General features: G+C 55.9%; 16 protein-coding genes and 1 pseudogene. 16 read left to right on the forward strand and 1 reads right to left on the reverse strand.

Going from position 1 to position 18,659, the window contains the following annotated elements; all coding sequences use genetic code 11:
* Positions 1 to 10 precede the first annotated feature (10 nt).
* The 3 genes and pseudogenes from LKE23_RS09600 (at position 11) to LKE23_RS09610 (ending at position 3,920) form a co-directional block, all read left to right on the forward strand.
* Entirely contained in the window at positions 11 to 1,606 is a 1,596-nt protein-coding gene (locus LKE23_RS09600; protein ID WP_291977128.1) for an APC family permease, read from the forward strand.
* A 162-nt stretch (positions 1,607 to 1,768) separates the two neighbouring features.
* Positions 1,769 to 3,606, forward strand: a pseudogene (locus LKE23_RS09605) (APC family permease).
* A 53-nt stretch (positions 3,607 to 3,659) separates the two neighbouring features.
* A complete protein-coding gene (locus tag LKE23_RS09610) occupies positions 3,660 to 3,920 on the forward strand; it encodes a hypothetical protein (RefSeq protein WP_291977129.1) in 261 nt (86 codons plus the stop codon).
* Here the strand turns inward: LKE23_RS09610 and LKE23_RS09615 are convergent.
* Positions 3,917 to 4,561 (reverse strand): YigZ family protein, encoded by a 645-nt coding sequence (locus tag LKE23_RS09615; RefSeq protein WP_291977130.1) that lies wholly within the window; start codon positions 4,559 to 4,561, stop codon positions 3,917 to 3,919. The two genes, LKE23_RS09610 and LKE23_RS09615, sit on opposite strands and share 4 nt — an antisense overlap.
* A 62-nt stretch (positions 4,562 to 4,623) precedes the next feature.
* On the opposite strand from LKE23_RS09615, the gene LKE23_RS09620 reads away from it, so the two are divergent.
* The 13 genes from LKE23_RS09620 (at position 4,624) to LKE23_RS09680 (ending at position 18,591) form a co-directional block, all read left to right on the forward strand.
* The gene (locus tag LKE23_RS09620; protein WP_291977131.1) at positions 4,624 to 5,955 is read left to right on the forward strand and encodes a DEAD/DEAH box helicase; all 1,332 of its coding nucleotides are present in this window, start codon (positions 4,624 to 4,626) and stop codon (positions 5,953 to 5,955) included.
* Positions 5,952 to 6,629 carry a ComF family protein gene (locus tag LKE23_RS09625; RefSeq protein ID WP_291977132.1) on the forward strand — a complete coding sequence of 226 codons (678 nt, stop codon included), beginning with the start codon at positions 5,952 to 5,954 and terminating at the stop codon, positions 6,627 to 6,629. The genes LKE23_RS09620 and LKE23_RS09625 overlap by 4 nt, the downstream gene beginning before the upstream one ends.
* Before the next feature lie 132 nt (positions 6,630 to 6,761).
* A complete protein-coding gene (gene hpf / locus LKE23_RS09630; protein ID WP_291977133.1) occupies positions 6,762 to 7,304 on the forward strand; it encodes a ribosome hibernation-promoting factor, HPF/YfiA family in 543 nt (180 codons plus the stop codon).
* A 202-nt stretch (positions 7,305 to 7,506) separates the two neighbouring features.
* On the forward strand, positions 7,507 to 9,870 hold the full coding sequence (gene secA, locus LKE23_RS09635) for a preprotein translocase subunit SecA (RefSeq protein WP_291977134.1): 2,364 nt from the start codon (positions 7,507 to 7,509) through the stop codon (positions 9,868 to 9,870).
* A gap of 96 nt (positions 9,871 to 9,966) precedes the next feature.
* A protein-coding gene (prfB, locus tag LKE23_RS09640) for a peptide chain release factor 2 (RefSeq protein ID WP_434737599.1) occupies positions 9,967 to 11,083 on the forward strand; the annotation gives its coding sequence in 2 pieces (ribosomal slippage) (positions 9,967 to 10,038 and positions 10,040 to 11,083; 1,116 coding nt in all).
* A gap of 58 nt (positions 11,084 to 11,141) precedes the next feature.
* Positions 11,142 to 11,483 carry a PspC domain-containing protein gene (locus LKE23_RS09645; protein ID WP_291977136.1) on the forward strand — a complete coding sequence of 114 codons (342 nt, stop codon included), beginning with the start codon at positions 11,142 to 11,144 and terminating at the stop codon, positions 11,481 to 11,483.
* The gene (locus tag LKE23_RS09650; protein WP_291977137.1) at positions 11,483 to 11,842 is read left to right on the forward strand and encodes a phage holin family protein; all 360 of its coding nucleotides are present in this window, start codon (positions 11,483 to 11,485) and stop codon (positions 11,840 to 11,842) included. Before LKE23_RS09645 ends, LKE23_RS09650 begins: the two co-directional genes overlap by 1 nt.
* A 15-nt stretch (positions 11,843 to 11,857) precedes the next feature.
* Positions 11,858 to 12,811 (forward strand): HPr(Ser) kinase/phosphatase, encoded by a 954-nt coding sequence (gene hprK, locus LKE23_RS09655; RefSeq protein ID WP_291977138.1) that lies wholly within the window; start codon positions 11,858 to 11,860, stop codon positions 12,809 to 12,811.
* Entirely contained in the window at positions 12,811 to 13,632 is an 822-nt protein-coding gene (gene lgt, locus LKE23_RS09660; RefSeq protein ID WP_291977139.1) for a prolipoprotein diacylglyceryl transferase, read from the forward strand. The genes hprK and lgt overlap by 1 nt, the downstream gene beginning before the upstream one ends.
* Positions 13,633 to 13,659: 27 nt before the next feature.
* Entirely contained in the window at positions 13,660 to 14,676 is a 1,017-nt protein-coding gene (locus LKE23_RS09665; protein ID WP_291977140.1) for an NAD(P)H-dependent glycerol-3-phosphate dehydrogenase, read from the forward strand.
* Positions 14,677 to 14,737: 61 nt separating this feature from the next.
* On the forward strand, positions 14,738 to 15,652 hold the full coding sequence (galU, locus tag LKE23_RS09670; RefSeq protein ID WP_291977141.1) for a UTP--glucose-1-phosphate uridylyltransferase GalU: 915 nt from the start codon (positions 14,738 to 14,740) through the stop codon (positions 15,650 to 15,652).
* Between the two features lie 137 nt (positions 15,653 to 15,789).
* Entirely contained in the window at positions 15,790 to 16,722 is a 933-nt protein-coding gene (gene trxB, locus LKE23_RS09675; RefSeq protein ID WP_291977142.1) for a thioredoxin-disulfide reductase, read from the forward strand.
* Between the two features lie 141 nt (positions 16,723 to 16,863).
* Positions 16,864 to 18,591 carry a phospho-sugar mutase gene (locus LKE23_RS09680; RefSeq protein ID WP_291977143.1) on the forward strand — a complete coding sequence of 576 codons (1,728 nt, stop codon included), beginning with the start codon at positions 16,864 to 16,866 and terminating at the stop codon, positions 18,589 to 18,591.
* The last annotated feature ends 68 nt before the right edge of the window (positions 18,592 to 18,659 follow it).

The raw sequence follows: 18,659 nt of genomic DNA on the forward strand, positions 1-18,659 counted from the left end.
AAGGACTAACATGGAAAAACTAAAAGTACACAAAATTAGCCTCTTTTCCGGGATCATGCTGGCGCTGAATTCACTGATCGGCTCCGGCTGGCTATTCGGGGCCGGGACCGCGGCCAAGGTGGCCGGCCCTGCCGCCATCATTTCCTGGATCCTTGGGGCGGTCATTATCATTAGTATCGCAATTACCTACGTTGAACTGGGGGCGATGTTTCCCGAGAGCGGGGGCATGAGCCGCTACGCCCAGTACAGCCACGGTCAGTTGCTCGGCTTTATTGCGGCCTGGGCCAACTGGATTTCGCTCATCACCCTGGTGCCAATGGAAGCGGTGGCCTCGGTTCAGTACATGAGTTCCTGGCCGTGGTCCTGGGCCAACTGGACCCACCACTTTCTCTCTCACGGCAACGTGACTGCCCAGGGAATGTGGGTGGTTGTGCTCTTCATGCTGATCTTCACTTTAATCAACTTCTGGTCGGTTAAACTGATGACCCGCTTCACCAACCTGATCTCGATCTTTAAGATTGTTCTGCCGACCCTGACCATCGTGATGCTGTTGGTCAGCGGCTTCCATCCGGGCAACTTTGGTCACAGCGCGGCGACCTTCATGCCTTACGGCAGCCGGTCGATCTTTGAAGCGGCGGCCGTCTCCGGGATCATCATGTCCTACGACGCCTTCCAGACGATCATCAACATGGGTGGCGAGATGGTGAACCCCCGCAAAAACATCGTGCGCGGGGTGCTGATCTCGATGATTATCACCGCGGTGATCTACATCATGCTCCAGGTGGCCTTCATCGGGGCGGTGGACCCGGCACTGCTGGCCAAAAACGGCTGGCACGGGGTGAACTTCACCTCGCCCTTTGCCGACATTGCCATCCTGCTGGGGATGAACTGGCTGGCCATCCTGCTCTACATGGACGCCTTTGTCTCGCCGTTCGGAACCGGGGTGGCCTTCGTGGCGACGGCCTCCCGGGCCCTGGCGGCAATGACCCACACCAAGCACCTGCCACAGTGGTTGGGACGCCTGGCCCGGCGCTACATGATTCCCCGTTTCGCCATGGTGACCGACTTCATTCTGGCCGTGATCCTGGTCAACACCTTCCGGAACTGGAGCCTGCTAGCGACGGTCATTACTGGATCGACCCTGATCGCCTACCTGACCGGCCCGGTCACCGTTACGGCCCTGCGCCGGATGCGGCCCGATCTGAAACGGCCCTTTGCCCCACACTACATGTCCTGGCTGGCCCCGGTTGCCTTTGTCCTCGCCAGCCTGGCGATCTACTGGACGATGTGGCCGACGACCATTCAGGTGATTGTGGTGATCGCCCTCGGCCTGCCGATCTACCTTTACTATGAGGTACGCTACCAGCACTCCAAGTGGGGCCAGCAGCTGAAGAGCTCTGCCTGGCTGATCGCCTACATGGTCTTCATCTCGCTGGTCTCCTATGCCGGCAGCACAGGCTTTGGTGGCCGTGACTGGATCCAGTACCCGTGGGATTTTGTGCTCATTATCATCTGCTCGCTCGGCTTCTACTGGTGGGGTGTTCACAGTCACCTGCCGGAGATGGACCCGATCGCCGAAGAAGTCAATGCGCGGGTCAAACTTTAGGCCTAATTTGTCCTAATCGGTGAAAAAAGTCGCAGATTGCTTGTTGCAATGCCGGTGAATAAATTATAATATTGTTCAGTTATCCAATCGGGGTAACGATCAAGTTAACAAAATTTCCACAGACTGATTAAAATTCAGCTAAGTTGGGAGGGAGAAAATGATATGTGGCGTTATCTAAAACGCGTGTTAATTGGGAAGCCACTGAAGACCCTGGATGAGGGTCAAACCCACTTAACAAAATTCAAGGCGTTAGCGATGCTGTCGTCCGACGCCATCTCGTCAGTCGCCTATGGTCCTGAGCAGATTACCACCGTCCTGGTAACCCTGTCGGCCGCCGCTATCTGGTACTCGATTCCAATTGCGGCGATCGTCCTGATCCTCTTGCTGGCGATCACGCTATCGTATCAACAGATTATTCACGCTTACCCCAGTGGTGGGGGTGCCTATGTCGTTGCCACCCGCAACTGGGGGAGCACCGGGGGACTTTTTGCCGGGGGGTCGCTTCTGGTCGACTACATGCTGACCGTGGCGGTTTCAACAACCTCTGGGGTGGAGGCGATCACCTCCGCCGTCCCAGCGCTTTACCGGTTCTCCATACCGATTGCCATCATTATCGTTCTGTTGATCATGTTCATGAATCTGCGGGGGATGAGCGAGAGTGCCAACTTCTTGACGGTCCCGGTCTACTTCTTCGTCGTGATGATCACGATCATGATTATCTGGGGTTTCTACAACGTCGCCACCGGTAACATTCACTACCACGCGGTCGTGGACTATGGGACGCCGGTTAAGGGCATGTCACTGGTCCTCTTCATTCGGGCCTTTTCTGCCGGTTCTTCATCCCTGACCGGGGTGGAAGCCGTCAGCAACGCGGTGCCGAACTTTAACAAACCCAAGGAAAAGAACGCGGCCACGACCCTGGCGATCATGAGCTTGATTTTGGCGACCTTCTTCAGTGCCATCATCTTCTTCAGCTTCTACCTGGGAATTATTCCAAACTCCCGGACAACGGTGCTATCGCAGATGGGGCCCAGATCTTTGGCGGTCATGGGGTTGGTTTTTACCTGCTTCAGCTGGCAACGGCCATGATCCTGGCGGTTGCCGCCAACACCGGGTTCTCCGCCTTCCCAATCCTGGCCTTCAACATGGCCAAGGATAAGTACATGCCGCACGCCTTCATGGACCGTGGTGATCGGCTGGGCTATTCCAACGGGATCATCTCACTGGCGGTCGGTGCCATCATCTTGATCCTGATCTTCCATGGTCAGACCAACAACCTGATTCCGCTGTACGCGGTCGGGGTTTTCGTGCCGTTCACGCTGTCCCAGTCCGGAATGATCATTCACTGGTTCCGTGAACGCCAGGGCTTCTGGCTGGGTAAGGCCTTCATCAACCTGGTCGGAGCCTTGATTTCCCTGGTCCTGGTCATCTGCCTGTTTTGGCAGCACTTCGTCAACGTTTGGCCGTACCTGATCATCATGCCGGTCCTGCTGTGGATCTTCTACGCGATTCACTCGCACTACACCAAGGTGGCCGCACAATTACGGGTGGCCGAGAAGACCAAGGTGCAGCTGCACGATTACGACGGCTCGACCGTGATCGTCCTGGTCGGCAACGTGACCCGGGTGACCCGGGGTGCGATCAACTACGCGCGGTCAATCGGTGATTACGTCATCGCCATGCACGTTTCCTTCGACGAGAATCCGGGGAAGGAACACAAGACGGCCAACGAATTCAAGGCCGAGTACCCGGATGTTCGGTTTGTCGACATCCACTCGTCCTACCGGTCAATCGCCAAGCCGACGTTGCGGTTCGTGGACGTGATTGCCAAGCGGGCCGAGGCACGGAACTACTCGACGACCGTCCTGGTTCCGCAGTTTATCCCGAAGCACCCGTGGCAGTTAATCCTGCACAACCAGACCAGCGTCCGGCTGCGGGCGGTGCTGAACTCGCGGGAGAACATCATCGTCTCAAGCTACAATTACCACCTGCATGAGTAAAAAACAAATCGGTGCTTCGACATTCTGTCGGCACCGATTTTTTGGAGAAGCACATGAACAAAAAACAGTTGCTATTCGGCGGCCTCTTCGCCCTCGGCCTGATCTTCACGGCCAGTTACTCGATCGATAACCGGGGCTTTCACTCCGGTGTCTTTGGGATCATCGGCTGCGTCTTGATGCTGGCGTCCTACGTCGGCTTCAATCAGGAGAAACTAAAAGCCCACGACCACCACACGCGGGTGATCCTGGGCTGGCTGAGCGGCATTCTGGCCTTTCTCGTTATTTTAGATATTGCCGAAGTCCTCTTGGCTTAGGACTGGGCGGCATAGGGCACCTCGTGATTGCGGGGCTGCCCTTTTTTGATTGTCAGCTGGTCGTTGAAGCGGGTCGTCAAATCGGCAATCAACTGGTCGCAGGCGTCCTGGTCGACGAAGATGGTGACCACGACGTTGACCCCGTACTGTTCGTCGGCGACCGTGATCTGCTTTTCCTTCAGAAAGTAGAGCAGCTGGTCGTGCTGGGCGTAGGAGGCGGTGATCGCCACGGAAGTCTGGATGACCCGCTGGACCAACCCCGCCTGGTGGACAGCGTTGGTGGTGACGTTGCTGTAGGCCCGGATCAGGCCACCGGCGCCGAGCTTGATGCCACCGAAGTACCGGGTGACGACGGCCACGACATTGTGCAGTTTCGCCAGCTGGAGCGACTCGAGGATTGGCACCCCGGCCGTTCCGCTGGGCTCGCCGTTGTCACTTTCCCGCTGAATCTGGTCGTGGTCACCGACCAGGTAGGCATAACAGTTATGATTGGCCTTGCGATTGTCCCGCTGTACCTGGGCGATGAAATCCTGGGCCTCCTGCTCGCTGTTGATGCGACCGAGCTGGCAGATGAACCGTGACTTTTTGATCACCATCTCAAAGGCGGTGTTCTTGGCAATGGTAAGGAATGGTTCTGGCATGAAAAAACTTCTTTCGTTAAAAATTGAAAATTTCCCGTACTTATTAAGTAGGGGGGATGAAAATGAAATTAACAGAGTATTACGGCCGCCGGGTCATAATCGACCGGCCAGAATGGCAGGGAAAACGACCACCGGCGCCGGTCCAGGTCCTGGAGACCATCGAGCTGGGCCGTCACGAGATATATTGCCAACGCTGTGGGCAAAGAACGGCGAAGAAGGTCGCGGCACTGCCCAACGGTGAATTCTATTGCCCGCGCTGCATTAACCTGGGCCGGGTGGCCACGCTAAATAAATTTTATCATGTTCCGGAGCCAAATCAATTTGTGGTCAAGGAACCGGTGCTAACCTGGCAGGGCCACTTATCGCCCCTGCAGCAGGGGGCCGCCAAGCGGGTTGCATCGGGGATGCGCAACCACCAGCACCAGCTGCTCTGGGCGGTGACCGGGGCCGGCAAGACCGAGATGATGTTTCAGGGAATCGCGGCGGCCCTGCGCCGGGGTGAGCGCTTGGCGGTGGCCTCGCCCCGGGTCGACGTTTGCCTGGAGCTTTACCCGCGCCTGCAAGCGGCCTTTGCCAACACGACGATGGTCCTGCTGCACGGCCGCCAAGAGCTGCCCTACCGCTATGCTCAGCTGACAGTCTGCACGACCCACCAGCTCCTGCGCTTCTACCGGGCTTTTGACAACCTGATCATTGACGAGGTCGACGCCTTTCCCTATGCGGCCAATGCGGCCCTGCTGTACGTGACCGGACAAGCGGTGAAGAAGACGGGTGGCTGCCTTTATCTGACCGCGACGCCGGGCCCATCGCTGCTGCGCCAGGTCCGTAGAAAAGAGCTGATGGTCAGCTACCTGCCGCTGCGCTACCACGGCCACCTGCTGCCGGAGATTCGGTTGCGCCTGACGCCCCGCTGGCGTCGGGAGCTGGGCCAAAAGCGTTTGCCAGCCAGCCTGGTTGCGGAGCTGCGCCGAACGCTCGCGGCCGGGCACCGCTTCCTGTTCTTTGTGCCACACGTTCGCGACTTACCCGGGATCGCGACGGCGCTGGAGGAGGCCGGCTTTGAACGACGGATCTTTACGACGGTGCACGCCGCGGATCCCGAGCGCCTAGAGAAGGTCCAGGGGATGCGGGACGGCCGATACGATTTTTTGGTGACCACCACAATCATGGAGCGGGGCGTGACCTTTCCGGAGATCGACGTCTTCGTGTTGGGAGCCGATGATCCGGTCTTTTCCTCCTCGGCCCTGGTACAGATCGCCGGTCGGGCCGGTCGAGCGAGCAGCCGGCCCGAGGGTAAGGTCGTCTTCTGGCTCGGCTGCCCCTGCCGGCAGGTGCGGGAGGCGGTCCGCCAGATTCACTTCATGAACCGGAAGGGCCAGGCCCTGCAGCGATGAATTGCCTGCTTTGCAACGCTCCGCTCACCTACCGCCTCACGATTCCCGACCTGGTGCTGCTGCGGCCGATTCAACCACCACTCGTTTGCCAACGGTGCAGCAAGCAGTTCGTACACATCGACCCTTGTACGGCCTGCCCGGGCTGTGGTCGCCCCAAGAGTGCCGGCCGCCTTTGCCCGGAATGCCAGCGTTGGCATCAGCACTATGGCTGGCACCTGCACCACACGGCCCTCTATACGTACAACGAAGCGATGCGTGATTTCATGCGTCGCTACAAGTTCCAGGGGGACTACCACCTCCGCCGGGTCTTTCAAAACGAGTTTTTCCGGCATGTGCGAGAAGCGGGCGCCGACTTAGTGATCCCGATCCCGGTGACGACCACCACCATGGCGACGCGGGGCTTCAACCAGGTGCTGGGTCTACTGGGAATGGAAAAGGAAGTAGGGCTGCTCGTGCACCGCGCCGGTGATAAGGTTGCCCAGTCACACAAGACCCGTCAGCAACGGCTGCACACGCCCCAGCCGTTTCAGCTGGCCAATCCGGCAGCGGTTCGGGGGAAGCGGGTCCTGCTGGTTGACGACGTCTATACGACGGGGCGAACCCTCTACCATGCTGCCAGCCTGATCCATGCGGCTGGTGGAAGCGAGGTCTGCAGCCTATCTTTGGCACGTTAAGGAAGGTTAAATGATTCTGAAAACGGTTTGTTAATTGATCAGAACTACACTATAATGGAATTAGGATATGAGAAGAGTGGTCCTTCTGATATCAGATCAAGCGATTGCTTGGACTGAAAGGAGAGATGTCTGATGTTAAAGTTCAATATTCGTGGTGAAAATGTCGAAGTTACTGACTCAATCCGTGACTACGTAGTCAAGCGGATCAGCAAGCTTCAAAAGTTCTTTGAAGATAGCGTCGAAGCTAACGCCCACGTGAACTTAAAGGTATACCCAAACCGGACCTACAAGGTTGAAGTAACGATTCCACTTCCATACCTGACGCTGCGGGCCGAAGAGACCTCCAACGACATGTACGGCAGTGTGGACCTGGTTACCGATAAGCTTGAACGTCAAATCCGGAAGTACAAGACCAAGGTTAATCGGAAGTCCCGTGAAAAGGGCTTTAAGAACGTTGAATTCGTTCCGAGCGATGACGATAGTACCAGTACTGACGATTTGAAGATCGTTCGGACCAAGCAAGTTTCCTTGAAGCCAATGGATCCCGAAGAAGCAGTCCTGCAGATGGACATGCTGGGACACGACTTCTTCGTCTTCCAAGATGCTGAGACCAACGGCACGAGTATTGTTTACCGTCGTAAGGACGGTCGCTACGGCCTGATCGAAGCAGAATAAACGGACGCTAACGAGCGTTTCAAAAGGGGATTACGGCAAGTATTTTGCCGTGATCCCTTTTCGTTTTTCCCTTGATCAGTTTGGTTTTCAAAGCCTGGTGAACGTGGTAAAATACATAAGTTAGATTAAAAATATAATTGGCTTGAGTAGCACTTTTTTAATCGTTCTTAGCTCGAGCTAATGAATTAGGAAGGACGCTTTTATGGCCAACATTTTAAAAAAATGGATTGAAAGCGACCGTCGTGAACTGCGGCGGATTGATAAAATCGCTGATAAAGTTGAAGCCTATGCCAAGACCATGGCGGCAATGACTGACGACCAGCTGAAGGCAAAGACGCCAGAGTTCCGCCAGCGCTACCAGAAGGGTGAATCACTCGATCACATGTTGCCGGAAGCCTTTGCGGTTGCCCGGGAAGGTGCCAAGCGGGTGCTGGGTCTGTACCCATTCCATGTCCAGATCATGGGTGGGATTGTCCTGCACGAGGGGAACATCGCCGAAATGAAAACCGGTGAAGGGAAGACCCTGACCGCCACCATGCCGGTGTACCTGAACGCGCTCTCCGGCAAGGGGGTTCACGTTATCACCGTCAACGAGTACCTGTCCAAGCGTGATGCCGTCGAGATGGGTCAGCTTTACAACTGGCTGGGCTGCAGCGTCGGCATCAACAACTCCGAGATGAGCCCCGACCAGAAGCGGGAAGCCTACAAGGCCGACATCATGTACTCAACCAACAGTGAAATCGGGTTCGACTACCTGCGTGACAACATGGCCGTCTACAAGGAAGACCAGGTTCAGCGGGGATTGAACTACGCAATCGTCGACGAGGTGGACTCGATCTTAATCGACGAAGCCCGGACGCCACTGATCATTTCCGGACCAGGGACGGGAACCTCGAAGCTCTACAAGCAGACGGACCGGTTCGTTAAGCAGCTGAAGAACGAGGTGGACTACAAGGTCGACCTGGAGTCCAAGACCGTTTCCCTGACCGACGAGGGAATCCAAAAGGCCGAGAAGTACTTCAACCTGAAGAATCTCTATGATCCCGAGAACACGCCGCTGACCCACCACCTTGACCAGGCGCTGCGGGCCAACTACATCATGTACCGGGACAAGGACTACGTGGTTTCTGACGGCGAAGTCCTGATCGTTGACTCCTTTACCGGACGGGTCATGCAGGGACGGCGGTTCTCTGACGGCCTCCACCAGGCGATCGAAGCCAAGGAAGGCGTTGAGATCCAGGAAGAAAACAAGACGATGGCCAACATCACCTACCAGAACCTCTTCCGGATGTACAACAAGCTGGCCGGGATGACCGGGACCGCCAAGACCGAACAGGAAGAATTCCGTGAAATTTACAACATGGAGACGATCACGATTCCAACCAACAAGCCGGTTATTCGAAAGGACGAACCGGATCTGCTCTACCCAACGTTGAAGAGCAAGTTTGCGGCCGTTGTTCGCCGGATCAAGAAGCTCCACGAAAAGGGCCAACCGATCCTGGTCGGGACCGTGGCCGTTGAGACCTCGGAATACCTGTCGCATTTGCTGGATAAGGAACACATTCCGCACGTGGTCTTGAACGCCAAGAACCACGCCAAGGAAGCCGACATCATCAAGAACGCCGGTCAGCGTGGTGCCGTTACGATCGCCACCAACATGGCCGGGCGGGGGACCGACATCAAGCTCGGCCCCGGCGTTCGTGAACTCGGTGGTCTGGCCGTCATTGGGACCGAACGGCACGAATCGCGGCGGATTGATAACCAGCTGCGTGGTCGTTCCGGTCGGCAGGGTGACCCGGGCCTGTCCCAGTTCTACCTGTCACTGGAAGATGACCTGATGAAGCGGTTCGGTGGTGACCGGATCAAGAACTTCCTGCAACGGATGAAGGTTGACGACGAGGATGCCGTGATCAAGAGTCGCTTCCTGACGCGCCAGGTGGAATCCGCCCAGAAGCGGGTTGAAGGGAACAACTACGACTCACGGAAGAACGTCCTCCAGTACGATGACGTGATGCGTGAACAGCGTGAGATCATCTACAAGGAACGTCAGCAGATCATCACCGAGGACAAGTCTTTAAAGTGGGTTCTGATGCCAATCTTTAAGCGGACAATCGAACGGGAAGTCGAGCAGCACACCCTGGGTGACGAAAAGGAATGGGATCTCAAGGGGATCGTCGACTTTGCTGAAGAGGTCCTGGTCAAGCCGAATACCATCACGGTCAACGATTTGAAGGGCAAGACCAAGGAAGAAATGGTGGACTACCTGATGGGCTTTGCCAAGGGCGTCTACAAGGACAAGCAGCGTCAGCTCTATGATCCAGCCCAGATGCTGGAATTCGAGAAGGTCGTGCTCCTGCGGGTGGTTGACTCCCACTGGACCGACCACATCGACGTGATGGACCAGTTCCGGCAGTCTGTCGGTCTGCGGGGCTATGGTCAGTTGAACCCGCTGGTTGAATACCAGACGGCCGGCTACCACATGTTCGAGCAGATGATTGCCGACATCGAGTACGAGACGACCCGGCTCTTCATGAAGTCCGAGATTCGTCAGAACGTGACCCGGTAAAATTCAATATGATTGACTACTACTAGATTTTAGGTACGGCAGTAAGGTAACCCATGGCGGTACCGCTGCCGTATGTTTGTATGTGGAGGTTTTGTTGTGGAATTAAGTGAAGCAAAAAAACAAGTAGAAGCAATGCAACAAGAAGTTGCCCGCTTCGGGAGGTCTCTTTGACCTTGATGCCTTAGACGAGAGCATCGCGGAAAACGAGCAGAAGATGGCCCAGCCGGACTTCTGGAACGATAACGAAGCGGCTCAGAAGGTCATCGGTGAAAATAACGCGCTCAAGGACAAGCGCGATACCTTTGTCCACCTGCGCGACCAGATTGCCAACCTGCAGACCAATATCGAGCTTCTCGAACTGGAGCCTGACCCGGACCTGCAGCAAGAATTTGATACCAGCTTTGCCCAGACGAAGAAGGACCTGGAGCAGTACCGGCTCAGCCAGCTGCTGGACGGGGAGTACGACTCCAAGAACGCCATCTTGGAAATCCACCCCGGTGCCGGGGGGACCGAAGCCCAGGATTGGGGATCGATGCTTTTGCGGATGTACGTTCGCTGGGGCGAGCAGCACGGCTTTACCGTCGAAACTGCCAGCTATGAGGCCGGGGACGAGGCCGGCATCAAGAGCGTGACCCTCCTGATTAAGGGACACAACGCCTTTGGCTACCTGCGCAGCGAAAAGGGGGTTCACCGGCTCGTCCGGATCTCGCCATTTGACGCGGCTGCTCGGCGGCACACCTCCTTTGCCTCGGTCGACGTCATGCCCGAATTGGACGAGAGCGTTGACATCAAGATTGACCCGTCCGATCTCCGGGTCGACACCTTCCGTTCCAGCGGGGCCGGTGGTCAGCACATTAACAAGACCGAATCGGCCGTCCGGATTACCCACCTGCCAACCGGGATCGTGACCTCCTCGCAGGCCGAACGTTCCCAGCTGCAGAACCGGGTGACCGCGATGAACATGCTGAAGTCGAAGCTGTACGAATTGGAGGAGGAAAAAAAGGCCAAGAAACGGGCCGAGATCGAAGGGGAACAGCTGGAGATCGGCTGGGGCTCCCAGATTCGCTCCTACGTCTTCCACCCCTACACGATGGTCAAGGATAACCGGAGCGGTTACGAGACTCACGATGTCCAGGCGGTGATGGATGGTGACCTCGATCCTTTCATCAATGCCTACCTGCAGTGGAAATTAAGCCAAAAGAACCCGCAATAAAGAAGATTGCGGTTAGTTGGAAAAGCAAGTAAGATTAAATTAACAAGGAGTGGTGTTTATGCGCGAAAATCGCAAACGTCGGCTGACCCGCTCGGCGTCCGACCGTATTCTAGGTGGCGTCTTTGGCGGACTCGGTAAATATCTCCATGTTTCACCGAATTTTTTGCGGGTGATCTACGTGATCCTGACGATCCTGACCGCCGGTATGCCGGGGGTGATCGTCTACCTAATCCTGCTGATCATTATGCCGCCTGACCCGGAGCATCCCGGCATCATGGGCTTCTTCCAGGCTTTCAACGACCTGAACAAGAAGATGACTGATTCGGATGACCATTCCCGGTCCCGGCGGCAACTGACCGACGTAGAAGAAAAAGACATTAAAAGAAATGGGCGATCATAATGGGATTTTGGAAAAGAGTATTAATTGATACCATTTTGTTCATTGCCCTGGCCGGCCTCTTTGCCGGAACGGGGATGTTCTACATCAGCAGCGCCTGGATTGCGCTGCTGGCCAGCTTTGTCTTGGCCATCTTAAACGTCTTGGTCAAGCCAATCCTGGTGATTCTTTCCCTGCCGATCAACGTCTTGACCCTCGGGCTCTTCAGCATCGTGATTAACGGGGCGATGCTGATGTTGACGTCGGCATTTATTGGTGCGGACTTCTTTCACTTCTCCTCGTTTTGGAGTGCCATGCTGATTGCCATCATCATGTCGATCTGCAACACCATTATCACTGATCACCAAGAAAATCATTATTAAAAGGAGTGAAGCATCGTGCCAAACCACGTTACCGTTCAAGAATTAGTTGACCAGGTCCGCTTAAAGGTCCTCCAGGGCAAGGAATACCTCGACCGGCCGATCACCACCAGTGACATCTCCCGGCCAGCCCTGGAATTTGCCGGTTACTTCAAGCACTATCCAGCCCTGCGGATCCAGCTGCTGGGGATCACCGAAACCTCCTTCTCCAAGGACCTGACCCACGAGAAGATGGAGAAGTACATGACGAAGATGTGCACGCCCCAGACGCCGTGCTTCGTCATCTCAACGAACCTGCCGATCCCGCCGGAACTGAAGACGGCGGCCGCTAATGCCAACATCCCGATTCTGGGAACCCACCTGACCTCGTCACAGATCCTGTCGAACATGACCTCCTACCTGCTGGGCCGTCTGGCACCACGGAAATCAATGCACGGGGTCCTCGTCGACATCAACGGGGTTGGGGTTCTGATCACCGGTGACTCTGGGGTCGGTAAGAGTGAAACCGCCCTGGAACTGGTCCGGCGGGGACACCGGCTGGTTGCCGATGACCGGGTCGAAGTCTACGCCCGGGACGAACAGACCCTGATCGGGACGGCGCCGGCGATCCTAAAGCACCTGATGGAAATTCGGGGAATCGGAATCATCGACGTTTCCACCCTTTACGGGACCGGGGCGATCATGCCGGATGACAACATCAATCTGATCGTTCACCTGGAGACCTGGACGCCGGACGCCAAGTTTGACCGGCTCGGCGACCGGGGCGATACCCAGACCATTCAGGGGGTCATCATCCCGAAGGTGTCAGTCCCAGTTAAAACCGGGCGGAACCTGGCGATCATCATTGAATCGGCCGCGATGAACTACCGGGCCGAAACGATGGGCTACGACGCCACGGAAACCTTCGACCGCAACCTGAACAAGCTGATCAAGGAGAACTCGGCCCGCGATAGCAAGAGGGTTCAGAAGTAATGGGAACCAGGCTAACAGCGGCGCTTAACCCAATCGCCCTTCAATTTGGTCCCTTCACGATTCACTGGTACGGGGTCATCATTGCGACCGGGGTGGTCCTGGCCCTCTGGCTGTCCGTTCGCGAGGGCAAGCGCCAGGGGATTCCCGAAGACTATTTCTATGATTATCTGCTCTGGGCTTTGCCGATTGCCATCATCTGTGCCCGGCTCTACTACGTCACCTTCCAGTGGCCGTATTATGCCGCCCATCCCGGCGAGATCATCGCCATCTGGGACGGGGGGATCGCCATCTACGGGTCGATTCTCGGGGGCTTTGCCGTCCTCTACTTCTTCTGTCGCGCCCGGCACCTGTCGATGTGGACAATGCTGGACGTGATCGCGCCAACGGTTATCCTGGCCCAGGGGATCGGTCGCTGGGGCAATTTCATGAACCAGGAGGCCTTTGGTGTGATTACGACCAGAGCCGCCCTAGTGGCCCAGCACATCCCGAATTGGATCATCGCCCAGATGTACATCGGTGGTCATTACCGGGTGCCAACCTTTCTCTACGAATCGCTCTGGGACCTGGCGGGCTTTGCCATCTTGATGCTTTTGCGGCACCGGCACCACTTCTTCTTGCGTGGGGAGGTCTTCTTATCCTACGTGATGTGGTATGCCTTTGGCCGCTTCTTTATTGAGGGAATGCGGACCGACAGCCTGATGCTGGGCAGCGTCATCCGGGTTTCCCAGCTGCTGTCACTGGTGTTCTTTGCCGGTGCCCTGGTCTTAATGATCGTGCGGCGGCGACGGGGGACGGTTCCCTGGTATGATCAATCAAAGTAAGATGAATTAAGGAAAGAGAGAGATTTTATGACTGAAAAAGTAGCAGTACTCGGCGCGGGCTCTTGGGGCAGCGTGCTGGCAAACATGTTGGTAGAAAACGGTCACGATGTGCTTCTCTGGTCACGGGACCAGGACCAGGTTGATCAGCTCAACCGGGAGCACGTCAACCCGGCCTACATGAAGGATTTTACCTATTCCAGTGATCTTCACGCTACGGCCGACATGAAGGAGGCCGTGGCTGGGGCCGACGTGGTGCTGATCGTGATCCCGACCAAGGGGATCCGGGAGGTTGCCAAGAAGCTCAACGCCGTCCTGGCCGACCTCGGCCAGCAGTCGCTGATCATGCACGCCACTAAAGGGCTGGAACAAAACACCTACAAGCGGCCGTCCGAAATGATCAAGGAAGAAATCGCCCCTGAATACCGTCGCGACGTGGTGGTGCTGTCCGGGCCAAGCCATGCCGAATCCGTGGCCATCAAGGATGTGACCGCCGTCACGGCCGCCTGTGCCAACCTGGCTGATGCTCAAAAGGTACAAAAACTCTTTAGTAACGATTACTTCCGGGTCTACACCAACGATGACGTGATCGGCGCCGAATTTGGTGCGGCCCTGAAGAACATTATTGCCATTGGTGCCGGGGCCCTGCAGGGATTGGGTTACCACGACAACGCTCGTGCCGCCTTGATCACCCGGGGCCTGGCCGAAATCCGCCGGCTGGGCGTGGCCTTTGGCGCCAACCCAATGACCTTCATCGGCCTGTCCGGGGTGGGGGACCTGATCGTTACCGCCACCAGCAAGAATTCCCGGAATTGGCGTGCCGGCTACCAGCTTGGCCAGGGCCAACAGCTCGACGACGTCATTAAAAACATGGGGATGGTCATCGAGGGAGTTTACACCACCAAGGCTGCCTATGAGCTTAGTAAAAAACGTCAGGTAAAAATGCCAATAACCGAAGCATTGTACCAGGTTTTATACCAGGGCGAGAGCATTAAAACCGCAATTTCTCAGCTAATGAGCCGAGATCTTACGTCAGAGATGGAATAATTATGGTAAAATACAACCGGGTACAATGAGAGATTGAAGTTATGGAAAGGATTTTTTCGTTATGAAACGTGTTAGAAAAGCGATTATTCCGGCAGCCGGGTTGGGGACCCGTTTCCTGCCTGCTACCAAGGCCTTAGCCAAGGAAATGCTGCCCATTGTTGATAAGCCAACGATCCAGTTTATCGTTGAGGAAGCACGCAAGTCCGGCATCGAAGACATCGTTGTCGTTGACGGCAAGAACAAGCGCTCGATCGAGGACCACTTCGATTCCAACCCTGAACTGGAAGACAACCTGCGTGCTAAGCACAAGGATGCCATGCTGAAGCTGGTCGAAGAAACGACCGACATCAACATCTACTTCATTCGGCAGTCACACCCACGCGGCCTCGGGGATGCCGTTTTGACCGCCCGCGACTTCATCGGCGACGAACCATTCGTGGTCATGCTCGGTGACGATCTGAACAACATCAACAACAACGGTGAACCGCTGACCAAGCAGCTGATCGAAAGCTACGAACAGACCGGGGCCTCCACCCTGGCCGTAATGCGAGTACCACACGAGGACACCGCCAAGTACGGCGTTATCAACCCAAGCAAGGAAGTTACGCCGGGCCTGTACAACGTGACGAGCTTTGTTGAAAAGCCGGCCCCGAAGGACGCACCAAGCGACCTGGCCATCATTGGTCGCTACGTCTTCACCCCAGAAATTTTTGACGTTCTGGCCAAGACGAAGCCGGGCAAGGGCAACGAAATTCAGCTGACGGATGCCATCGACACCCTGAACCAAACGCAACGGGTCTTCGCTCGTGAATACAAGGGCGACCGTTACGACGTTGGTAACAAGTTCGGCTGGGTTAAGACCAACATTGAATACGGTCTGCAGCACCCACAAGTTAAGGATGAGCTGCGTGCCTACATCAAGGATCTCGGCGCCAAGCTGGCGGCTGAGGACAAGAAGTCCAGCGCAAAGAAGTAATTTAAACAATCAAGAAGTTGAGTTAATTCCCAACTTCTTTTTTTACACTTGTGCTTATAAAAAGTAAGCAAAACGATGGACATTTGGATCCGCGGCCAGTATGATATAGTCAAGAATTTATTTGTGGAGGAATCAAAATGGCAGAAGAAAAGCACTATGATGTTGTGGTGATCGGTGCGGGTCCCGGTGGCCTGACCACCGCCATGTATGCTTCCCGGGCCAACCTGTCCGTCGTGATGCTTGACCGGGGGATCTACGGTGGCAATCTGAACAATACCGCCACAATTGAAAACTACACCGGCTTCAAGAGCGTCAAGGGGCCGGACCTGGCCAAGGACATGTACGAGAGTGCCACCCAGTTTGGCGCCGAATACGCCTACGGGACGGTCACCAAGGTTGAGGACCAGGGCGCAACCAAGAAGATCACGACCGACATGGGCGACACTTACATCGCCAAGGCAGTCGTCATCGCCACTGGTTCTGGCCAGCGCCACCTGGACGTGCCGGGCGAAGAGGAGTTTGGCGGCCGGGGCGTTTCCTACTGCGCGGTCTGCGACGGGGCCTTTTTCAAGGGACTGAACTTGGCCGTAGTCGGTGGCGGGGATTCCGCAGTCGAAGAGGGAATCTACCTGACCCAGCTAGCCAAGAAGGTGACCGTCCTGGTCCGTGGCGACCACCTGAAGGCCCAGCCAATGCTACAGGACGAGGCCGCTAAGAACGACAAGCTGGACTTTGTCTACAACACCAGCGTGACTGAGATCACGGGCGACGACGTTAAGGTTCGTGGCGTCAAGACCCACAACAACCAAACCGGTGAGGACGGCGAGATGCCAGTCGACGGGGTCTTCATTTACGTCGGGGCCTACCCGATGACCGCTCCCTTTGCCAACCTGGGAATCCTCGACGACCAGGGCTGGGTCAAGACCGATAACGAGATGAAGACCAGCCTTCCCGGGATCTTTGCGATCGGGGATGTCCGCGAGACGCCGCTGCGTCAGATCGCAACGGCGGTCGGCGACGGTGCCATTGCCGGCCAGCAGGTTTATAAGTACATCAGTAGTTTGAACTAAGATTAAGGGTCGTGCCTGTATCGCAGCACGTCTCTTTTTTGGTACACAAGTAAAACTTTAGTAAACTTTGCTGGGAGGGCGGCAGGTCGGTGCAGAATGCGGTATACTAGTGGCAGAGAAAAATGTAAAGGGGACATCACTGTGAGCTGGAAAGATACTTACCAAGTATGGAAGAAACAAACTGATCTCGATCCAAAGCTGAAGCAAGAATTGGACGAATTAAGCGATGATAAGGAAATCGAAGACGCCTTTTACGGTCCGCTGTCATTTGGGACGGCCGGCATGCGGGGCTTGATGGGTCCCGGGATCAACCGGATGAACATCTACACGGTTCGGCAGGCAACTGAGGGCCTGGCAACCCTGATGGAATCACTGGGTGACGACATCAAGGCCCGGGGTGTGGCGATCGGCTACGACTCTCGTCACAATTCCTATCAGTTTGCCCACGACTCTGCCCGGGTCCTGGGTGCTCACGGCATTAAGGTTTACATCTACGACAACGTTCGGCCAACCCCTGAACTGTCATTTGCCGTTCGTCACAACCACACCTACGCCGGAATCATGATTACGGCGAGCCACAACCCGAAGGAATACAACGGCTACAAGATCTACGGTGAAGATGGTGGTCAGATGCCACCGAAGGAATCCGACATGATGACCGGCTACATCCGGGGCATCAAAGACATTTTCGACATCAAGCTGGCTGATGAACAAGAAATGCTCAACAGCGGCCTGGAGACGGTCATGGGTGAAGATGTCGACCACGCCTACCTGCAATTAGCCAAGGAAGTCACGGTCAACCCTGAACTGGCTAAGGAATACGGCAAGGACATGAAGTTCGTCTTCACGCCACTATGCGGGACTGGTCGGATGCTGGGTGAACGGGCCCTGCGCCAGGCCGGCTTTACCAACTTCACGATTGAACCAACCGAAGCCCAACCAAACGGTGACTTCCCAGGTCTGGAACACCCGAACCCGGAATTCCCCGAAGCCTTTGTTCGCTCCATCAAGCTTGGCAAGCAGATCGACGCCGACGTGCTGATCGCCACCGACCCCGATGCCGACCGGCTGGGCTGCGCCGTTCGTCAGCCAAACGGTGAATACCAACTGCTGACCGGGAACCAGATCGCATCGATCATGCTTCACTACATCCTGGAAGCCCACAAGCAGGCGGGTACCCTGCCGAAGAACGCGGCGGCCGTTAAGTCGATCGTTTCCACCAACTTCGCGGCCAAGATCGCTGCGGACTACGGTGTCAAGATGATCAACGTCCTGACCGGCTTCAAGTGGATTGCCGACCAGATTCACCAGTACGAGACTGGCAAGGCTGACCACACCTTCATGTTTGGCTTCGAGGAAAGCTACGGCTACCTGATCAAGCCATTCGTTCGGGACAAGGATGCCATCCAGTCCCTGACCCTGCTGGCCGAAGTAGCGGCCTACTACCGGAGTCGCAACATGACCCTGTACGATGGCCTGCAAGAACTCTTCAAGAAGTACGGTTACTTCCGTGAAAAGACGATTGCTAACACCTACGCCGGGGTTGACGGTCCAGCCAAGATCCAGGGCCTGATGAAGAAGTTCCGGGAAGAGGCACCAAAGGACTTCGCTGGTCACCAGGTTGTCGTTACCGAGGACTTCTCCAAGGGCACCAAGACGACCGCCGATGGCAAGGTCAGCGAATTGGGCATTCCAGAATCCAACGTGCTGCGTTACGTTCTGGATGACGAGACCTGGATTGCCATTCGTCCATCCGGCACTGAACCAAAGCTGAAGTTCTACATCGGCACGAGCGCTGATTCCCTCGACGCCGCCAATGCCAAGCTGGCCGACTTTGAAAAGGCCCTGCAGGCATTCGCTGAAGAATAAACGGCGACACTAATTTAAAGTCAAAATAAAATTTCCACCACGATCCTGAGTGATTGTGGTGGAAATTT

The sequence above is a fragment of the Limosilactobacillus sp. genome, from assembly GCF_022482365.1.
GTDB lineage: Bacteria > Bacillota > Bacilli > Lactobacillales > Lactobacillaceae > Limosilactobacillus.

What these genes read in the sequence shown, in the direction of transcription:
- LKE23_RS09600 (WP_291977128.1), top strand. Translation starts at nt 11, where the DNA reads ATGGAAAAACTAAAAGTACACAAAATTAGCCTCTTTTCCGGGATCATG.
- LKE23_RS09610 (WP_291977129.1), top strand. Translation starts at nt 3,660, where the DNA reads ATGAACAAAAAACAGTTGCTATTCGGCGGCCTCTTCGCCCTCGGCCTG.
- LKE23_RS09615 (WP_291977130.1), bottom strand. Translation starts at nt 4,561, where the DNA reads ATGCCAGAACCATTCCTTACCATTGCCAAGAACACCGCCTTTGAGATG.
- LKE23_RS09620 (WP_291977131.1), top strand. Translation starts at nt 4,624, where the DNA reads ATGAAATTAACAGAGTATTACGGCCGCCGGGTCATAATCGACCGGCCA.
- LKE23_RS09625 (WP_291977132.1), top strand. Translation starts at nt 5,952, where the DNA reads ATGAATTGCCTGCTTTGCAACGCTCCGCTCACCTACCGCCTCACGATT.
- hpf (WP_291977133.1), top strand. Translation starts at nt 6,762, where the DNA reads ATGTTAAAGTTCAATATTCGTGGTGAAAATGTCGAAGTTACTGACTCA.
- secA (WP_291977134.1), top strand. Translation starts at nt 7,507, where the DNA reads ATGGCCAACATTTTAAAAAAATGGATTGAAAGCGACCGTCGTGAACTG.
- LKE23_RS09645 (WP_291977136.1), top strand. Translation starts at nt 11,142, where the DNA reads ATGCGCGAAAATCGCAAACGTCGGCTGACCCGCTCGGCGTCCGACCGT.
- LKE23_RS09650 (WP_291977137.1), top strand. Translation starts at nt 11,483, where the DNA reads ATGGGATTTTGGAAAAGAGTATTAATTGATACCATTTTGTTCATTGCC.
- lgt (WP_291977139.1), top strand. Translation starts at nt 12,811, where the DNA reads ATGGGAACCAGGCTAACAGCGGCGCTTAACCCAATCGCCCTTCAATTT.
- LKE23_RS09665 (WP_291977140.1), top strand. Translation starts at nt 13,660, where the DNA reads ATGACTGAAAAAGTAGCAGTACTCGGCGCGGGCTCTTGGGGCAGCGTG.
- galU (WP_291977141.1), top strand. Translation starts at nt 14,738, where the DNA reads ATGAAACGTGTTAGAAAAGCGATTATTCCGGCAGCCGGGTTGGGGACC.
- trxB (WP_291977142.1), top strand. Translation starts at nt 15,790, where the DNA reads ATGGCAGAAGAAAAGCACTATGATGTTGTGGTGATCGGTGCGGGTCCC.